At 68.7% G+C, this 17,000-nt stretch carries 16 protein-coding genes, 1 tRNA gene and 2 pseudogenes; 14 read left to right on the plus strand and 5 right to left on the minus strand.

The annotated features are described in order from the left end of the window. The 3 genes and pseudogenes from C9E82_RS24775 to C9E82_RS07910 form a co-directional block, all read left to right on the plus strand. Nucleotides 1-222: pseudogene (locus C9E82_RS24775) on the plus strand (hypothetical protein); the annotation flags it as partial. 26 nt (nucleotides 223-248) lie between these two features. Continuing rightward, nucleotides 249-404, plus strand: a pseudogene (locus C9E82_RS07905) (IS256 family transposase); the annotation flags it as partial. Between the two features lie 141 nt (nucleotides 405-545). Beyond that, a complete protein-coding gene (locus C9E82_RS07910) occupies nucleotides 546-1,049 on the plus strand; it encodes a hypothetical protein (protein ID WP_183154052.1) in 504 nt (167 codons plus the stop codon). Nucleotides 1,050-1,349: 300 nt separating this feature from the next. On the opposite strand, the gene C9E82_RS07915 is transcribed toward C9E82_RS07910, so the two are convergent. The 3 genes from C9E82_RS07915 to leuB all read right to left on the minus strand — a co-directional run bounded on the left by C9E82_RS07915 (nucleotide 1,350) and on the right by leuB (nucleotide 3,562). Further along, nucleotides 1,350-1,426 (minus strand) — tRNA-Pro (locus tag C9E82_RS07915). A 48-nt stretch (nucleotides 1,427-1,474) separates the two neighbouring features. Next, nucleotides 1,475-2,428, minus strand: coding sequence for a DMT family transporter (locus C9E82_RS07920; protein WP_119900315.1), 954 nt, complete (start codon nucleotides 2,426-2,428; stop codon nucleotides 1,475-1,477). Nucleotides 2,429-2,434: 6 nt separating this feature from the next. After that, nucleotides 2,435-3,562 carry a 3-isopropylmalate dehydrogenase gene (gene leuB, locus C9E82_RS07925; protein WP_119900313.1) on the minus strand — a complete coding sequence of 376 codons (1,128 nt, stop codon included), beginning with the start codon at nucleotides 3,560-3,562 and terminating at the stop codon, nucleotides 2,435-2,437. A gap of 159 nt (nucleotides 3,563-3,721) precedes the next feature. Between leuB and C9E82_RS07930 the strand changes: the two genes are divergently transcribed. The 7 genes from C9E82_RS07930 to C9E82_RS07960 all read left to right on the plus strand — a co-directional run bounded on the left by C9E82_RS07930 (nucleotide 3,722) and on the right by C9E82_RS07960 (nucleotide 10,589). Further along, nucleotides 3,722-4,231 (plus strand): hypothetical protein, encoded by a 510-nt coding sequence (locus C9E82_RS07930; RefSeq protein ID WP_147393132.1) that lies wholly within the window; start codon nucleotides 3,722-3,724, stop codon nucleotides 4,229-4,231. A 79-nt stretch (nucleotides 4,232-4,310) separates the two neighbouring features. Then, nucleotides 4,311-5,501, plus strand: coding sequence for an MFS transporter (locus C9E82_RS07935; protein ID WP_119900311.1), 1,191 nt, complete (start codon nucleotides 4,311-4,313; stop codon nucleotides 5,499-5,501). Next, nucleotides 5,494-6,546: a glycosyltransferase family 4 protein gene (locus C9E82_RS07940; protein ID WP_119900310.1), complete on the plus strand. Its 1,053-nt coding sequence runs from the start codon at nucleotides 5,494-5,496 to the stop codon at nucleotides 6,544-6,546. The genes C9E82_RS07935 and C9E82_RS07940 overlap by 8 nt, the downstream gene beginning before the upstream one ends. After that, complete coding sequence (locus tag C9E82_RS07945) at nucleotides 6,543-7,160, plus strand: glycosyltransferase family 29 protein (RefSeq protein ID WP_119900309.1); 618 nt, start codon at nucleotides 6,543-6,545, stop codon at nucleotides 7,158-7,160. Before C9E82_RS07940 ends, C9E82_RS07945 begins: the two co-directional genes overlap by 4 nt. A 71-nt stretch (nucleotides 7,161-7,231) precedes the next feature. Then, the gene (locus C9E82_RS07950) at nucleotides 7,232-8,254 is read left to right on the plus strand and encodes an aspartate-semialdehyde dehydrogenase (protein ID WP_119900308.1); all 1,023 of its coding nucleotides are present in this window, start codon (nucleotides 7,232-7,234) and stop codon (nucleotides 8,252-8,254) included. Nucleotides 8,255-8,261: 7 nt separating this feature from the next. Next, nucleotides 8,262-8,876, plus strand: coding sequence for a DedA family protein (locus C9E82_RS07955; protein ID WP_119900307.1), 615 nt, complete (start codon nucleotides 8,262-8,264; stop codon nucleotides 8,874-8,876). Nucleotides 8,877-8,954: 78 nt separating this feature from the next. Continuing rightward, nucleotides 8,955-10,589: a DUF4139 domain-containing protein gene (locus C9E82_RS07960; RefSeq protein WP_119900306.1), complete on the plus strand. Its 1,635-nt coding sequence runs from the start codon at nucleotides 8,955-8,957 to the stop codon at nucleotides 10,587-10,589. Between the two features lie 3 nt (nucleotides 10,590-10,592). On the opposite strand, the gene C9E82_RS07965 is transcribed toward C9E82_RS07960, so the two are convergent. After that, nucleotides 10,593-11,240 (minus strand): carbonic anhydrase, encoded by a 648-nt coding sequence (locus tag C9E82_RS07965; protein WP_119900305.1) that lies wholly within the window; start codon nucleotides 11,238-11,240, stop codon nucleotides 10,593-10,595. A 141-nt stretch (nucleotides 11,241-11,381) separates the two neighbouring features. Between C9E82_RS07965 and C9E82_RS07970 the strand changes: the two genes are divergently transcribed. From C9E82_RS07970 to C9E82_RS07980, 3 genes are all read left to right on the plus strand, one after another. Continuing rightward, on the plus strand, nucleotides 11,382-11,759 hold the full coding sequence (locus tag C9E82_RS07970) for a hypothetical protein (RefSeq protein WP_119900304.1): 378 nt from the start codon (nucleotides 11,382-11,384) through the stop codon (nucleotides 11,757-11,759). 79 nt (nucleotides 11,760-11,838) lie between these two features. Then, a complete protein-coding gene (locus tag C9E82_RS07975; protein WP_119900303.1) occupies nucleotides 11,839-13,227 on the plus strand; it encodes a leucyl aminopeptidase family protein in 1,389 nt (462 codons plus the stop codon). After that, on the plus strand, nucleotides 13,224-14,045 hold the full coding sequence (locus tag C9E82_RS07980; protein ID WP_119900302.1) for a C40 family peptidase: 822 nt from the start codon (nucleotides 13,224-13,226) through the stop codon (nucleotides 14,043-14,045). Before C9E82_RS07975 ends, C9E82_RS07980 begins: the two co-directional genes overlap by 4 nt. Here the strand turns inward: C9E82_RS07980 and C9E82_RS07985 are convergent. Next, a complete protein-coding gene (locus C9E82_RS07985; protein ID WP_119900301.1) occupies nucleotides 14,035-16,008 on the minus strand; it encodes a bifunctional 2',3'-cyclic-nucleotide 2'-phosphodiesterase/3'-nucleotidase in 1,974 nt (657 codons plus the stop codon). The two genes, C9E82_RS07980 and C9E82_RS07985, sit on opposite strands and share 11 nt — an antisense overlap. Nucleotides 16,009-16,229: 221 nt before the next feature. On the opposite strand from C9E82_RS07985, the gene C9E82_RS07990 reads away from it, so the two are divergent. Then, entirely contained in the window at nucleotides 16,230-16,955 is a 726-nt protein-coding gene (locus tag C9E82_RS07990; protein WP_119900300.1) for an Ntn hydrolase family protein, read from the plus strand. The last annotated feature ends 45 nt before the right edge of the window (nucleotides 16,956-17,000 follow it).

Raw genomic sequence — 17,000 nt, forward strand, 5'->3', positions numbered from 1 at the left:
GGACTTGGCCGGCAATTTTGTATTGGAGGATTTGGGCTTCATCTTCGTTCCTTCGTCACTACGACGAAGCCCAAATCCTCCTTAAATCACAACCTCAAATCTGTGCCATGGGCGCTGACGGGGGACACCTTCGTGACTGCGCCGCCATACTTGAGGCGGCTGGTCGATCCTTTCTGGCGCGAGACCGCCGCCGAGCTTCTGCGGCTGCCGCAAGCAGCTTGATCACACCAACCAGTTTTCACCATCCTTGCCTGAGTCTCCAGACCGGCCTCGCCACGGCGTTCAAGCTGATGATCGCCGCGCAAGTCAAATGGCGCAAGCTCGACGGCCTGAACCAGCTGCCCGAGATCACCCAAGGGGTTGAGTTGCGCGACGGCCTGCGCCAGCTTCAAACCGCCGACTGATCCGCCTGAGTTCAGAATTTGTCACCGACCGGTCAGACCTGCCTGGGAAGTACCCCCCAGACGAGTCATTGACCAGCCCAGATCGATCACCGCAAGATTGCGCTGATTTCACGGAGGATTCTTGTGCTCTATCGGCGGATTGTGATCGGAACTGCGACGTTTACCTTCGAAGCTGACATCGCGTTCAAGACGCACCGCAGGTCGGCACTGCGATTTATCGATAAGGTCTCGCGCAGACTGGAGATTGAATACGCCTCCGGCTTCACGGTCGACGGACATTGGGTGCCCACGGACGCAATCTTTCTTGACCCAGCTTCCTTAGAACCCGGAAGTCTTAAGGCCGTCGCGCACATCGCTACGATTGTCGGGGTATTAGGGGGCTTGGTTGCAAACTACTCTGAGATCAAAGAGGAGATCCCGCACGTCATCGAGGATATCACCTCCTCGTCCGTGTTCACCAGCATCGAGAGGTATGTCGCCGAGATCGTCGCTGAAGCTCCGCTCAACTGGCCGCCATCGAGGGTCCTCTATCCGGTCCAAACGGCCATCGTGCCCCGCACAACGGACGAACTGCTGCAGGAGTTTAATCTGCAGCGGAAGAATGTCAGCGAGCCGCAAAAGCAGAAATTGATCCGCGGGGATTGAGATGGTGCAGTTCATCGCCGGCGTTTTGGAGCAGCTAACCGACGCATTCACCCGAGTTGATGAGCTAGCTCTCGGCGGAGCATGCCGGAGCGTCGCTGCAGTGCCCGTGGAACGGCGGCTTTGGGGAGTGCAGCGAAGCAGCATCCTGTCCGGGCGACTGGCGGCTTAGGGCCGAACTGGTCGAAGTCCGCACCGAGGCGAGGATGTCGCATTGGAAGACGTGTCAGCCTCACTGCCACAAAGGAAGGATAGTGGCAAAAAAGGACGTCTATTGTGGCAATCCACAAATCACGGGAAAAATGGTCGGAGCGAGAGGATTCGAACCTCCGACCCCCTGCTCCCGAAGCAGGTGCGCTACCAGGCTGCGCTACGCTCCGACCGTAGGGTGGGCAGGTAGCGCGGGGCGGGGCGGAATGCAAGCCCCCTCAGCCGCGCGGGGGCCACAATCTTTGCAGGATCGTCGTTTTCGGCGCCGTCACCGTATCGGGGCGCACGCGCGAGGCGGTCACCGGGCGGTATTCGGAATTGCCGCCGACGCCCTCGCGCCAGAGGATGTAGATGCCCGAGCCGATGATCACCGTCGCCCCCAGGACGGTCGCCGCGTCCAGGGCCTCGCCGAACAGGAACCAGCCGTAGCCCGTCGCCCAGAGGATCTGGGAATATTGCATCGGGGCGACGATGGCGGCCTCGCCGGCGCGATAGGCCATGATCAGCAGGAAGCCCGCGATCAGGCCCAGGACGGCGATCACCCCGGTCAGGGCCAGGTCCGCCAGCTCCATCGGGCGATAGGCCAGCCCGAGGGACGCCCCGGTCAGCACGAAATTGCCCAGCATCGGCCACATGATCAGCACCAGCGGGCGCTCGGTGCTGCCCAGCTTGCGCACCACGACGGCCGCCACCGCGGTGCCGATGGCGCCCAGCAGCGCCGCGGCATGGCCCGCTTCCAGCGCCTGGCCGCCGGGGCGCAGCACGATCAGCACGCCGGTCAGCCCCATGACGACGGCGGCCCACCGATGGATGCCGACCCGCTCGCCCAGGATCGGGATCGACAGGATCGTCACCAGCAACGGGGCCGAGAACAGGATCGCATAGACCTGCGCCAGCGGCAGGGTCGAGAAGGCGTAGAAGCCGCACATGCCGCTGAGGATGTTGGCGATGGCCCGCAGCGCCACCCAGCCCGGCCGGGCCGGGCGCAGGGTGCCGGGGGTCCGGTCCCGCATCAGCACCATCGACACCATCGGGAAGGACAGCAGCGAGGCGAAGAACAGGATCTGCAGGGCCGGATAGGTACTGCCCAATGCCTTGATGACGACGTCATGGGTCGCATAGAGACCCATCGCCAGGAGGGCCAGCACCGCCCCCCTGACATTGGGCGACAGTGCCAATCAGGCCCCCGCGGCCAGCGCCGCGACGATGCGGTCGCCCATGCCGGCGGTCGAGACCGGGCTGCCGCCCTCGGGTCCCATCAGGTCGGCGGTGCGCACGCCCTCGGCCAGCACGCGCTCGACCGCGCGTTCCAGTTCGGCTGCCGCGTCGCCCTGGTCGAAGCTGTAGCGCAGCGCCATGGCGAAGGACAGGATGCAGGCGATCGGATTGGCCTTGCCCTGCCCGGCGATGTCGGGGGCCGAGCCATGCACGGGCTCATAGAGCGCCTTCGGCCGGCCATTCGCCATCGGCGCGCCCAGGCTGGCCGAGGGCAACATGCCGAGGCTGCCGGTCAGCATCGCGGCGGCGTCCGACAGCAGGTCGCCGAACAGGTTGTCGGTCAGGATCACGTCGAATTGACGGGGCTGGCGGACCAGCTGCATCAGCCCGTTATCGGCATACATATGGGTCAGCTCGACATCGGGATATTCGTTGTCATGCACCCATTGCACCTCCTCGCGCCACAGGATGCCGGATTCCATCACATTGGCCTTCTCCATCGAGCAGACCTTGCCCCGGCGCCGCCGCGCCATCTCGAAGGCAGAGCGCGCCACGCGGCGGATCTCTCCGCTGGTATAGCGCTGGGTGTTGATGCCGACGCGGCCGCCCTCGTTCTCGGGGTTGTTGTCGTCGTCATGGATGCCGCGCGGCTGGCCGAAATAGACGCCCGAGGTCAGCTCGCGCACGATCAGGATGTCCAGCCCGGCCACGACCTCGCGCTTCAGCGAGGAAAAATCCGCAAGCGCGTCAAAGCATTGCGCCGGGCGCAGGTTGGCGAAAAGGTCCATCTCCTTGCGCAGGCGCAAGAGCCCGCGCTCGGGCTTCACGGCGAAGTCCAGCACGTCGTATTTCGGCCCGCCCACGGCCCCCAGCAGCACCGCATCCGCGGCCTGGGCCTTGGCCATCGTCTCGTCCGTCAGCGGCACGCCATGCGCGTCATAGGCCGAACCGCCGACCAGGTCATGGGTGACGTCGAAGCTCATGCCGCGATTGGCCTGGAACCAGTCGATGACCTTGACCACCTCGGCCATGACCTCGGGGCCGATCCCGTCGCCGGGCAGGATGAGAAGCGAATAGCTGTCGGGCATGGGAACCTCCTTCTTGGCGCAGGAACGGTTAGACGGCGCCATGATCGCGGTCAAGTTCGCGCCGCCGCTCACGGTGAGTTGGGTTGCGATGCGCGCCCGGATCGGGCGGGATGGCGCCTCGATGGCAGGACTGCGAAGACGCAAGGAAGGATGGCCGCGATGAAACTGTGGGACGCGATCATGATCGGCACCGTCGCCCTGGGCGCGACGCTGGTGGCCGGTGCGCAGACGGTCTTCGGACAGGACCGGGTCGAGGTGCCGCTGCCCGATGTCTCGCAGCTGGACGAGGCCGAGGCCACCGAACTGGCGCGCCGGATCGGCGAGGTCGACGTGATCACCTCGAACTGCCAGGACTTCGGAATCTCGGGCGGCGAATGGACCCTGCTGGCGGGAACCGGCGACCTGCTGGCCCAGCAGCTGGGGCTGGACCCGGCGGAATACGACCGGCAGTTCAACGCCCCCGCCTATGCGCTGCTGGACGATCCCGAGGCCTGCGACCGCCTTGGCCCCGACGCGAAACCGCTGATCGGCCAGCTGGTCGAGATGGGCGGCGCCACCGAGCCCGCCCAGCCCGAGCCTGCGGAGGCCGAGGAGGCCCCGGCCGAGGATGGCGACGATACCGCCACCGCCAATGCCGATGCCGACGCGGAAGACGACAGCGCCGACTGATCCCGGAACTTGCAGGTATTGCAACTTCCCTGCCCTTCGCGCAGCTTGAGCCGCCGGAGGGGAGAGGAGACGTCACGCAATGCCAGCGCTGTCCGCGGGAATCGTCAGCCTGGTGCTGGCCTATGTGCTCAGCCAGTTCTATCGCGCCTTCCTGGCGGTGCTGACGCCCGTCCTGGGGCAGGAGCTGGGCGCGACGCCCGGCGACCTGGCGCTGTCCTCGGGGCTGTGGTTCATCGCCTTCGCGGTGCTGCAGATGCCGGTCGGCTGGGCGCTGGACCGCTTCGGGCCGCGCCTGACCGTGGCGGTGCTGCTGGCACTTGGCGGCGGCGGAGGCGCGGTGATCTTCGCGCTGGCGACCGCGCCCTGGCACCTGCACCTGGCGATGACCCTGCTGGGCATCGGCTGTTCGCCCGCGCTGATGGGCCCCTATTACATCTTCGCGCGCGAATATCCGCCCGCCGCCTTCGGCGCGCTGGCGGGGATCGTGGTGGGCTTCGGCTCGCTGGGAAACATCCTCGGCGCCACGCCGCTGGTCTGGGCGATCGAGGCGATCGGCTGGCGCGCGACGCTGTGGGCGCTGGCCGCGGTCACGGTCGCGGTGGCAGCGCTGATCGCGCTGGTGGTGCGCGACCCGGCGCGGCTGGGCGAGGATCACCCGAAGGGCTCGGTGCTGGAGGTGCTGCGCATCCGCGCGCTGTGGTTCATCCTGCCGCTGTTCTTCGTGAACTACGCGGCCTCGGCGGCGATCCGGGGGCTGTGGGCCGCACCCTATCTGGACCAGGTCTTCGCGGCGGGCGAACAGGTCATCGGCCGGGTCACGCTGGCCATGGGGCTGGCCATGGTGCTGGGCAACTTCCTGATCGGCCCCGCGACGCGGCTGGTCGGCAGCATCCGCCGCACGGCGCTGATCTTCACCGCAGCCACGCTGGTGGTCATGCTGGTGCTGGTGCTGTTCCCCGATGCCAATATCGCCGCGGCCACGGCCCTGATGGCGCTGATCGGCCTGTCGGGCGCCGGCTATCCGCTGCTGATGGCCCATGGCCGCGCCTTCCTGCCACCACATCTTGTCGGGCGCGGCGTCACCTTCCTCAACATGTTCTCGATCGGCGGGGTGGGGGTGATGCAATTCGCCTCGCGACCGGTCTATCAGGCGGCAAGCGCGGCCTATCCCCCGGCGCAGGCCTTCGCTATGTTGTTCCTGTTCTTCCTGGTCCCTGTGGCGATCGGGTTCGCCCTGTATTTCATGACGCCCGAGGCCGAGCATGGCTGAGACCCCACCCGCCACCCCGCTGGTCATCGCCCCCAACCTGAAGCGCCGCCTCTCGGGGGTCACGGCGACGGTGGTGCGGCTGATCCCGGTGCAGGCGCGGATGATCGCGATCCGCGCCACCGGCCCCGGCCTGCCGCCCGAGCTGCCGCATATCCCGCTGATCCGCGCCATCCTGATGCCGCGCGACCGCTGGCGGGTCTGGCACGCGCGCCGGAATACCGAGATGGCGCTTGGCCTGATCCTGCGCCGGCTGCTGCGGCGGCGCTATCGGCTGCTGTTCACCTCGGCTGCGCAGCGCCACCATACCGGCTTCACCCGCTGGCTGATCCGCCAGCAGGACGCGCTGGTCGCCACATCGGACAAGGCCGCCAGCTATCTGGAGCGTCCGGCGACCGTGGTCATGCACGGGGTCGACACGCAGGTCTTCCACCCCGCCGCCGACCGCGCGGCGCTGCGGCGCCAGCTGGGGCTGGATCCCGACGCGGTGCTGATCGGCTGTTTCGGCCGGGTGCGCGCGCAGAAGGGCGTCGACCTGCTGGTCCGCGCCGGGCTGCGGCTGCTGCCCGACCGGCCCCGCGCGCAGATCGTCTTCACCGGCCGCATCACCCCCGACAACCGCGCCTTCACCGAGGAATTGCAGGCCGAGATCCGCGCCGCCGGGCTGCAGGACCGCATCCGCTTCCTGGGAGAGCTGCCCTGGGACCAGGTCGTGCGCCATTACCAGGCGCTGGACCTGTTCGCCGCGCCCGCCCGCTGGGAAGGCTTCGGCCTGACCCCGCTGGAGGCCATGGCCTGCGGCGTGCCCACCGTCGCCGCCCGCGTCGGCGCCTATGAGACGCTGATCCGCGACGGCGAAACCGGCAGCCTGGTCCCGGCGGACGATCTGGACGCGCTGACCGGGGCGCTGCGGAACTGGCTGGACGACGATGCCGCCCGGCAGGCGGCGGGCCGCGCCGCCCGCGCCCATGTCGAAACCCGCCATGCCATCGAGGGCGAGGCCGCCGCGCTGGTCGCGATCTACAGGGACCTGCTGGCAAGACCATGAACCGCGCCGCCTTCTACCTTGCCCGCACGCTGCGCAACGAATCCGCGCTGACATCGCTGTCGGTCAGCCAGGGCGACCTGCTGGCCGCGACGGCGGGCAAGACGGTGGCGCTGGTGGGCAATGCCCGGTCGCTGGCGCAGGCCGGGCACGGCCGCCAGATCGACGCCGCGGGGCTGGTGGTGCGGATCAACCGCGCGCCGATGCCCGCCGCCGAAAGCCATGGCCGCCGCACCGACTGGCTGGCGCTGGCCGTGCGGCTGCCCGAGGCCGAGCGCGCCCGGATCGATCCCGGCCGGATCCTGTGGATGTCGCCCAAGCGCAAGCGGCTGGACTGGCAAAGCGCCACCAGCCCCGGATTCTACCTCCATCCCCTGCCCGATTTCCTGGCGCTGAAGGACCGGCTGGGCGCGCCGCCGACCACCGGCGCCATGCTGATCGACCTGCTGCTGCGCGCGCCGCTGGCCAGCCTGACGCTTTACGGTTTCGACTTCTTCGCCAGCCTCAGCCTGTCGGGCAGCCGCAACGCCGCCCAGGTGCCGCATGATTTCGCCGCCGAGGCCGCCTGGGTCGCCGATCGCGAACGGACCGACGCAAGGCTTTCGGTGGTCCGCTAGGGCCGCGCCCTCTTTCATTTCACCGGTGATTGCGCTAAGGCCCCCCGACCGCAGAACAAGGAATCCAGAAGATGGGGTATAAAGTCGTCGTCGCCGGCGCCACCGGGAATGTGGGCCGCGAAATGCTGAACATCCTGGCCGAGCGCCAGTTCCCCGTGGACGAGATCGCCGTCCTGGCCTCGCGCCGTTCGCAGGGGACCGAGGTCAGCTTCGGCGACAAGACCCTGAAGATTCAGGATATCGAGCAGTTCGACTTCTCCGGCTGGGACATCGCGCTGTTCGCCATCGGCTCGGACGCGACGAAGAAATACGCCCCCGTGGCCGCCAGGGCGGGCTGCGTGGTGATCGACAACAGCTCGCTCTATCGCTACGACCCCGAGATCCCGCTGATCGTCCCCGAGGTGAACCCCGAGGCGATCCACGGCTACAAGAACAAGAATATCATCGCGAATCCCAACTGCTCGACCGCGCAGATGGTGGTGGCGCTGAAGCCGCTGCACGACCGCGCCCGGATCAAGCGCGTGGTGGTCTCGACCTACCAGTCGGTGTCCGGCGCCGGCAAGGACGGCATGGACGAGCTGTGGGACCAGACCAAGGGCATGTATGTGCCCGGCCAGGAGGTCGCGCCGAACAAGTTCCAGAAGCAGATCGCCTTCAACGTCATCCCGCAGATCGACGTGTTCATGGAGGACGGCACCACCAAGGAAGAATGGAAGATGGTGGCCGAGACGAAGAAGATCGTCGACCCTTCCATCAAGGTCACCGCGACCTGCGTGCGCGTCCCGGTCTTCGTCGGCCATTCCGAGGCGGTGAACATCGAGTTCGAGGATTTCCTGGACGAGGACGAGGCCCGCGACATCCTGCGCGAGGCGCCCGGCATCCTGGTCGTCGACAAGCGCGAGCCGGGCGGCTACACGACGCCGGTCGAATGCGTGGGCGATTACGCCACCTTCATCAGCCGCATCCGCCAGGATTCCACGGTGGAAAACGGCCTGAACCTGTGGTGCGTCAGCGACAACCTGCGCAAGGGAGCCGCGCTGAACGCCGTCCAGATCGCCGAGCTTCTGGGCAACCGCGTCCTGAAGAAAGGCTGACGGGCCCGTGTTCGACTGGATCACCGGCATTCTCGAGGGCGGCGGGGCATGGGCCATCGCCGCCCTCATGCTGCTGGAAAACGTCTTTCCGCCGATACCGTCGGAACTGATCATGCCGCTGGCCGGCTTCAACGCCGCGCGCGGCGGCACGCCTCTGTGGCTGGCGATCCTGGCCGGGGGGCTCGGGTCGCTGGCCGGGGCCTATTTCTGGTATGCGGTCGGCCGCGCCTTCGGGCGCGAGCGGCTGCGCTGGCTGATCGCCCGCCACGGCCGCTGGCTGACGCTGAACCTGTCGGAATTCGAACGCGCCGAGGCCTGGTTCAACCGCCACGGCCGCGCCATCGTCTTCTTCGGCCGCTTCATCCCGACCGTGCGCACGCTGATCTCGATCCCCGCCGGCATCGAGCGGATGCATCGCGGCCAGTTCCTGTTCTACACCGCCATCGGCAGCTTCATGTGGTCGGGCGGGCTGGCCGTCGCCGGCTATCTGCTGGAGGACCGCTACGAGATGGTCGAGGACTGGATCAACCCGCTGTCCACCGCCGTCGTCGTCACCGTCGTTGCGATCTATGTCTGGCGCGTCATCCGCTGGAAGCCCGACATCCGGGACACGCGGCTTTGATCGCCCGCCCCTCTTGTCTTGCGGGGCGCGCTGACCGAACCTGAGCCGGCATTTCAGTCAGTCCGTTCAGGGGGGCTCATGTCTTTCCGCCATCTTTTCGCGGCCACGCTTTGCGTCGCCGCCACACCCGCGCTGGCCGACCGCATCGAGGCCGAGCCCCGCACCGATCACGTCACCGTCTTCCCGCAGGGCGCCAGCATCCGCTGGAACGTGGACCTGGCCGCCGCCCCTGCCGGCACGCATCAGCTGGTCCTGCCCGGCCTGCCCGCGGGCATCGACCCCTCCAGCCTGCGCATCGAGGCGGAAGGCGCGCGCGTCGGCAGCGTCTCGTTGCAGACCGGCCGCCCCGAGCCCGGCAGCGCCGATGAGCCCGCATCCGTCACCGAGGCCCGCGCCCGCCTGCGCGAGGCCCAGGCGGCGCTGGTCGATTTCGACCATGGCATCGCCCTGAAACGCGCCGAATCCGACGGCTGGCGCGAACGCGCGGCGATGATCCGCGACCTGATGCGCGGCGATGCGCGCGTCGAGGCGGACCAATTGCAGGACAGCGTCGATCAGGCGGGCGGCATGATCGCCGACCATCTGGCCCGCGCCGCCGAGGCGCTGCGCGAGGCCGACCTGCTGGAAACCGGGCGCGAGGACATCCAGCGCGACATCCGGCGCGCCGAGGAGGCGCTGGCGGCGGTGCTGAACGATTCCGCCCGCGAAACGCTGCTGGTGGTGGTGGAAAAGACCGACGAGGCGGCCAGCCTGTCGCTGACCGGCTTCACCGATGCCGCCAGCTGGGCGCCCGACTACGACCTGCGGCTGGATCGCGACGCGGGCCGGATCGAGGTCGAGCGCGGCCTTGTCGTCACCCAATCCAGCGGCATCGACTGGCAGGACGTCACGCTGACGCTGTCGACCGCGCGCCCCTCGGGCCAGGTCGCCCCGACCGAGGTCCCGGTCTGGATGCCCAGCATTTTCGACCCCGCCAAGCGGTCGGGAGGCGCGGCGCCGGACACGCCCCAACGGCGGATCGCCCCTCAGATGGCCTACGAATCGATGGCCGATGCCGCCGCCCCGGTCGTCGCGAATGCGCAGCTGGCCAGCATCGGCATGACCGTCGCCTATGACTATCCGGCCCCGGTCACGATCCGCGACGGCGCCGACGCGATGCGGCTGAAGCTGGACCAGAAGCAGCTGGAGGCCGAGGTCTTCGCGCAAGTCGCGCCGCGCTTCGACGATGTCGCCTATGTCGTCGCCGAAACCGGGAACACGCTGGGGGAGCCGATCCTGCCGGGCCAGGCGACATTGTGGCTGGATGGCGCGATGGTCGGCCAGGCCGCGCTGGCCCTGACCGCGCCGGGCGACGACCTGGAGCTGGGCTTCGGCCCGATCGACGGGATCACCGCCGAATTGCGCATCCCCGACGAAAGCCGGGGCGAACGCGGGCTGATCCGCCGCTCGAACGCGCAGGAAATGACGGAACTGTTGATCCTGCGCAACCTGACGGACAGCGAATGGCCGCTGCGCGTGGTGGACCGCGTCCCCGTCTCGCGCCAGGACGACCTGAAGATCGACTGGAGCGCCGATCCCCGCCCGACCGAGACCGACCCCGACGGGCGGCGCGGCGTGCTCTACTGGCAGGACCCGCTGCCCGCCGGGGAAACCCGCGAGATCACGCTGACCACCCGGATGCAATGGCCCGAGGGGATGGAACTGTCGCGCTAGCGTTCAGATCTCGGCCCAGCGGCGGCCGCCATCCTCGGCCTGCATCAACGTGCCGTTCTTGATGTCGTGGACGATGCCGTGCAGCGACAGCTCGCCGCTTTCCACGGCGGTCTTGACGAAGGGGAAGGTCATCAGGTTCTCGATCGAGACCATGACCGCCTCGCGTTCCAGCGCGCCGACCTGCTGGTCCTCGGGCAGGTCCTTCACCCGCTCGTAGCCGGGGCGCAGGATGTCCATCCAGCGGCCGACGAAGCTGGATTTCTCCTCCAGCTCGGGGGCGCGGCCCGAACACATCGCATGGCAGCCGGCCACGCCGCCGCAGCTGGTATGGCCGACGACGATCAGATGCGCGACATGCAGCGCCGTCACCGCATATTCCACCGCCGCCGAGGTGCCGTGCTGCAAGCCGTCGGGCGCATAGGGCGGCACCAGGTTGGCGATGTTGCGGTGGATGAAGAACTCGCCCGAATCGGCGCCGAAGATGCTGGTCACATGGACCCGCGAATCGCAGCAGGAAATCACCATGGCGCGGGGTCGCTGCCCGTCCTCGGCCAGGCGCCGGTACCAGGCGCTGTTTTCCGCGTAGGAGGTTGCCTTCCAGCCGTGATAGCGACCGACCAGGTATTGCGGCAGGGGACGAACGTTCTGCATGGGTGACCTCGCGTAGCTGCCCGCTTGATATGCGGTGATTGAGGAAAATTCGAGCGGTTTCTTGCGCTCAACCTAAGGCTTTGTTCACGGGTTCCGCGCAATCTCGCCGGACTGGAAGGCAACAAGGCAGTTGGAGCGGTCATGGCACAGATCACGGCACTTGCCGTATCCGAAACGGTGCGCGTGGATGCGCGCCGCGTGGGCGACATCGTCAACGAACTGGGCGAGACCGCGGCCCAGAACGTCATCGGGCTGGCGCTGGAGCAGCTGGCTTCGGCCCTGACCGCGACCGACCAGGCGATCAAGCACGACGACCTGGCGGCGGCGGTGGGCCATGCCGACCGGCTGGCGCGGCTGGCATGGCAGATCGGGCTTCTGTCGCTGGCCGGGGTGGCGATGGATCTGGGCGGCTGCGCGGAACGGCGCGACCTGGCATCCCTGGCCGCGGTCCGGGCACGGCTGATGCGGGTCGGCAACCGCTCGCTGACCGAGATCTGGGACCGCGCGGGCATTGCCTGAACGGCTTGCGGCAGGCGTCTTGCAGGCCGGGCGGCAGGATGTAGTCTGGCGCGGAACGCCACCCAGGAAGGAGCCCGCCATGACCCCCGAATTCGCCCCGCCTTCCGATCAGGCCCTGCCGATCTGGCCGGTGGCGCAGGGCGCGCCGGTGCCCGCCGGGGCCGGGGCGGGCGACTGGCCCTCGGCCACCGGCTTCACCGGCAAGGCCGGGGAAATCTGCCTGCTGCCCGACGGCAAGGGCGGGCTTGCGGGCGCGCTGTTCGGCCTGGGTGATCCGGCCCATGCGGGGCGCGAGCGTTTCGCCTTCGCCCGCGCCGCGGCGCTGCCGCTGGCCGACTGGTACCTGGCCGACATTCCCGAAGGTCTGGATGCCGACCAGGCCGCGCTCGGCTGGCTGCTGGGCCAGTATCGCTTCATCCGCTACAAGGGCGCGCCGCGGCCGGGGGCGCGGCTGGTCTGCCCCCAGGGCGTCGATGCCGCGCGGATCCAGGCCATCGCGCTGGGGGAATTCCTGATCCGCGACCTGATCAACACCCCGGCCAGCGACATGGGCCCCGACCAGCTGGAGGCCGCCGCCCGCGCCCTGGCCGAGGATCTGGGCGCGCGGATCACCGTGACCGCGGGCGAGGACCTGCTGGCGCAGAATTTCCCGATGATCCACGCGGTCGGGCGGGCGGCGGAACAGGCGCCCCGGCTGATCGACATCCGGCTGGGCGAGGAAGGCCCGGCGCTGACCATCGTCGGCAAGGGCGTCTGCTTCGATACCGGCGGGCTGGACATCAAGCCGCCGGCCTCGATGGGGCTGATGAAGAAGGACATGGGCGGGGCGGCGACGGCGCTTGGCCTGCTGCGGATGCTGGCCGGGACCGGCGCGGCCGGGGGGCGGCGCATCCGGGTGCTGATCCCGGCGGTGGAAAACGCCATCGCGGGCAATGCCTTCCGGCCCGGCGACGTGCTGACCAGCCGCAAGGGCCTGACGGTCGAGGTCAACAATACCGATGCCGAGGGCCGGCTGGTGCTGGCCGACGCGCTGGCCCTGGCGGCCGAGGAAGGGCCCGAGCTGATGATCTCGCTGGCGACGCTGACCGGGGCGGCGCGGGTGGCGCTGGGGCCGGACATCCCGCCCTTCTATTGCGACGACGACGCCACCGCGGATGCGCTGTCGCGCGCGGCCACGGCCGTCGCCGATCCGCTGTGGCGGATGCCCTTCTGGCAGCCATACGAGCCGATGATCGAACCGGCCATCGCCGACCTGGACAACGCGCCTTCGGGCGGGATGGCGGGCTCGATCACCGCCGCCCTGTTCCTGCGCCGCTTCGCCGAAGGGGCCGGGCGCTATGTGCATCTGGACATCTATGGCTGGCAGCCCGCCGCCGCGCCCGGACGGCCCAAGGGCGGCGTGGGCCAGGGCGCCCGCGCGATCCTCCAGGCCCTGCCCGATCTGCTGACCCCCGAGCTGCCGGCATGAGCCTGGACCGCCGCCTGACCCCGGCCACGGATCGCGTCGCCCATGACAGCCTGCAGGGCGTGCTGCAGCGCCCGGAATACACCCCCGGCCAGCCGGCGCGGGTCCGGGCGCCGCTGGCCGACCTGCAGACCGCGCCGGACGGGCGCCGCGACCGGCAGGTGAATTTCGGCGCCGACCTGACGGTGATCGAGACCCGCGGCGGCTGGTCCTTCGTGCGCATGGCGCTGGACGGCTATTGCGGCTGGCTGCCTGATGGCGCGATCACCCGCGAGCTGCCGCCGATCACCCATCGCGTGACCGCCCCGGCGACGCATCTCTATCCCGCCCCCGACATGAAACAGCAGGAACTGGCGGGCCTCTCGATCGGCGCGCGCCTGTCGGTCGAGACGGTCGAGGGCCATTTCGCACGCCTGGCGACCGGCGGCTGGGTGCCCGTCCAGCATATCGGCGACCGGCCCGCCGAGGATCCCGTGCCGGTGGCGGAAAGCCTGCTGGGCACGCCCTATCTGTGGGGCGGCAACAGCCGCTGGGGGATCGACTGTTCGGGCCTGGTGCAGGCGGCGCTGACCGCCTGCGGGATCGCCTGCCCCGGCGACAGCGACCTGCAGCGGGCGGCCTTCCCCGAAACGTCAAGCATCCGGCGCGGCGACCTGCTGTTCTGGCCCGGCCATGTGGCGCTGGCCCTGTCGGAAAGCCGGATGATCCACGCCACTGCCTGGGCCATGTCCGTCATCCACGAGGACATTGCCCCCGCCATCGCCCGCATCGACGCGGCGGGCGACGGCCCCTTCCTGGGCGCGCACCGGCCTAGAGCGTGATGCGGAACCGCGCGAAGCCGTCCGCGCCCTCGCCCGCCGGCTCGATCGCCAGCCCGGACAGGTCGTCCAGCCAGCGGGCCGCCGCCGGGCCGGTATCGAACAGCACCGTCGCGCCCTGCAGCGGCGCGAAGGACCAGTTGCCGTCCGCCTTGGGGTCGATGGTCCCCTGTTCGACGATATAGCGCACGATGATGTCGCGATTGGTGTCCGGCCCCTCGAACACAACGGTCGAGCCGTCATTGCCCGGAAAGCTGCCGCCGCCCTCGGCGCGGTAATTGTTGGTGGCGACGATGAATTCGGCATCCGGGTCGATGGGCCGGCCGTCGAAGGCCAGGTCCACGATGCGGCTCGCCTCGGGCGCCACCACCGCCCCGTCGCGGTCGTATTTCGAGGGCTGCGACAGGTCGATCCGATAGCTGACCCCGTCGATCACGTCGAAATTGTAGCTGGGAAAGGCCGGGTCCAGCAGCATCTGGTCGGGCTCTCCCGGCGTGATCCGGTTGAAGGCGCCGGCGCTGCGCTCCAGCCAGTCCCTGACCTCCGCGCCTGTCACCTTCACCGCGCGGATCGTGTTCGGATAAAGATACAGATCCGCCACGTTCCTGATCGCGATGTCGCCCGCCGGCACGTCGGTATAGTAATCCGGCCCGCCCCGCCCGCCGGCCTTGAAGGGCGCGGCCGCCGACAGGATCGGCAGCCCCTCATGCGGGGTGCCGGTCATCATCTGCCGCACATACCATTCCTGCGCCTGCGAGACGATCTGCACGGAAGGATCGTCCGCCACCAGCGCGAAATAGCTGTAGAGCGGCGCCGCCGTCCGGCCCACGGCGCGGCGAACGTAGTCCAGCGTCGCCTGGTGCTCGGCCGCGACGCTCTGCTCGACGGCCTCGACGCCCTCGACCAGCGCCACGATATTGCCATCCGCGTCGCGTTCATGGATCGGACGCGCCTCGGAGGTATGGCCAAGGATCGCCCAGCCGTCGCCCCGCCGCTCCAGCAGCAGGTCGACCAGCCCCATATGCGATCCCCAGAACCCCGCCATCACGCCGGGGTTGCCGCCGATCGTGCCCGCCGCGACATCGACGCCCTCGGCGCCCTCGTAATCGGGGCCGGGAAAGACTAGATGCGCATGGCCGGCCAGGATCACATCGATGCCCTCGACCCCGGCCAGCGGGATGGCGGCGTTCTCCATGCCCTCCTCGTGGCTGGCCGCGCCGATGCCGGAATGGCACAGGGCGATGACCAGGTCGGCCCCCTCGGCCCGCAGCTTCGGCAGCCAGGCCCGCGCCGAGGCCAGGATGTCGCGGGCGATCACCTTGCCCTCGAGATGCTGGCGGTCCCATTGCATGATCTGCGGCGGCACGAAGCCGATCACGCCGATGCGGATCGGATGCGCCTGGCCCGCGCCGTCGGTCAGCTCGCGCTCCAGGATCACATAGGGCGGCAGCAGCGTCTCGTCCTGCGCGGGATCCTGGCCCTCGGTCACCGCGACATTGGCACAGACCAGCGGGAAGCCCGCCCCGGCCAGCGCGGCCTGCAGGAAATCCAGGCCATAGTTGAATTCGTGATTGCCAAGCGTGCCGGCCTCGATCCCGACGGCATTCATCGCCGTTATCACCGGATGGGCCTGGCCCTCCTCCATGCCGCGCTCATAGGCGATGAAATCGCCCATCGGGTTGCCCTGCAGGAAATCGCCATTGTCCAGCAGGATGGAATTCGCGGCCTCGGCCCGCACCGCCTCGACCAGCGCGGCGGTGCGCGACAGCCCGACCGTATCCACCGCCTTGTCGGCGTAATAGTCATAGGGCCAGACATGCACATGCAGGTCGGTCGTCTCCATGATCCGCAGATGCGCCTGCCCCGCCGAGACGCGGGCCGAGAACGGATGCAGCACCGCAAGCGTCAGCCCCGCCGCGCCCGAGGACAGGAACCCGCGCCGGGTCATCGGAAGGATCGGGACCATGGCGAACACCTTTCTTCTGTCGTGAGAACCGCTTCGGCCCGGATCATGCGCCCGCCCGCCGCGAATGGCGATACCGAATCCGCCCCCGCCGCGCGCCCTTCGACCGGTGTCCGCAATGCCCGCTTCGCAGGCAAAGCCGCCGCCCCGGCCAAGGCAGAGATTGCAGCGCCCCGCCGCCCTGCCTAGGATGCCCGCAGAATGGAACGCGGAAAGCCCCTCGGATGACCTATTGCGTCGGTCTGAAACTGAATGCCGGCCTGGTGCTCTTGTCCGATACCCGGACCAATGCCGGGCTGGACAACATCGCCTGCTATCGCAAGATGTATTTCTTCGAGGAACCGGGCGAGCGCGTCGTGGTCGTCATGACCGCCGGCTCGCTGTCGGTGACGCAGACGACGCTGGCCCGGCTGGACGAGGCCATCACGGACGAGATGGCCGACGAGACGACCTCGATCATGCTGGCGCCCACCATGCTGCAGGTCGCCACGATCATCGGCGACACGCTGTCGCGCACCCGGCGCGAGATCATCGAACAATGCCGCGACCTCACGCAGCAGGCCTCGGCCAGCATGATCGTCGCCGGCCAGCGCAAGGGCGGCGACATGCGCATGTTCCTGATCTATCCCGAGGGCAATTTCATCGAGGCGACCGAGGACACGCCCTTCCTGCAGATCGGCGAGCACAAATACGGCAAGCCGATCCTCGACCGGGTGGTGACGCCCGCGACCAGCCTTGCCGATGCGCAGAAGGCGGTGCTGCTGTCGATGGATTCGACGCTGCGCTCGAACCTGTCGGTCGGCATGCCGCTGGACCTGGCGATCATCGAAAAGGATGCCTGCGCGATCACCGCGCGCCGCCGCATCCTGGACGGCGATGCCGATTTCATGCGGATGAGCGCCGCCTGGTCCGCCGCCCTGCGCGAAAGCTTCGTGAAGGTCACCATCTGAACCCCGCCCGCCCCGCCGCTTCTTCGTTGCGCAAATACCCCCAGG

It is taken from the genome of Paracoccus sigandri (assembly GCF_003709565.1).
Lineage (GTDB): Bacteria > Pseudomonadota > Alphaproteobacteria > Rhodobacterales > Rhodobacteraceae > Paracoccus > Paracoccus siganidrum.

What these genes read in the sequence shown, in the direction of transcription:
- leuB (WP_119900313.1), bottom strand. Translation starts at nt 3,562, where the DNA reads ATGCCCGACAGCTATTCGCTTCTCATCCTGCCCGGCGACGGGATCGGC.
- C9E82_RS07930 (WP_147393132.1), top strand. Translation starts at nt 3,722, where the DNA reads ATGAAACTGTGGGACGCGATCATGATCGGCACCGTCGCCCTGGGCGCG.
- C9E82_RS07935 (WP_119900311.1), top strand. Translation starts at nt 4,311, where the DNA reads ATGCCAGCGCTGTCCGCGGGAATCGTCAGCCTGGTGCTGGCCTATGTG.
- C9E82_RS07940 (WP_119900310.1), top strand. Translation starts at nt 5,494, where the DNA reads ATGGCTGAGACCCCACCCGCCACCCCGCTGGTCATCGCCCCCAACCTG.
- C9E82_RS07945 (WP_119900309.1), top strand. Translation starts at nt 6,543, where the DNA reads ATGAACCGCGCCGCCTTCTACCTTGCCCGCACGCTGCGCAACGAATCC.
- C9E82_RS07950 (WP_119900308.1), top strand. Translation starts at nt 7,232, where the DNA reads ATGGGGTATAAAGTCGTCGTCGCCGGCGCCACCGGGAATGTGGGCCGC.
- C9E82_RS07960 (WP_119900306.1), top strand. Translation starts at nt 8,955, where the DNA reads ATGTCTTTCCGCCATCTTTTCGCGGCCACGCTTTGCGTCGCCGCCACA.
- C9E82_RS07965 (WP_119900305.1), bottom strand. Translation starts at nt 11,240, where the DNA reads ATGCAGAACGTTCGTCCCCTGCCGCAATACCTGGTCGGTCGCTATCAC.
- C9E82_RS07970 (WP_119900304.1), top strand. Translation starts at nt 11,382, where the DNA reads ATGGCACAGATCACGGCACTTGCCGTATCCGAAACGGTGCGCGTGGAT.
- C9E82_RS07975 (WP_119900303.1), top strand. Translation starts at nt 11,839, where the DNA reads ATGACCCCCGAATTCGCCCCGCCTTCCGATCAGGCCCTGCCGATCTGG.
- C9E82_RS07980 (WP_119900302.1), top strand. Translation starts at nt 13,224, where the DNA reads ATGAGCCTGGACCGCCGCCTGACCCCGGCCACGGATCGCGTCGCCCAT.
- C9E82_RS07985 (WP_119900301.1), bottom strand. Translation starts at nt 16,008, where the DNA reads ATGGTCCCGATCCTTCCGATGACCCGGCGCGGGTTCCTGTCCTCGGGC.
- C9E82_RS07990 (WP_119900300.1), top strand. Translation starts at nt 16,230, where the DNA reads ATGACCTATTGCGTCGGTCTGAAACTGAATGCCGGCCTGGTGCTCTTG.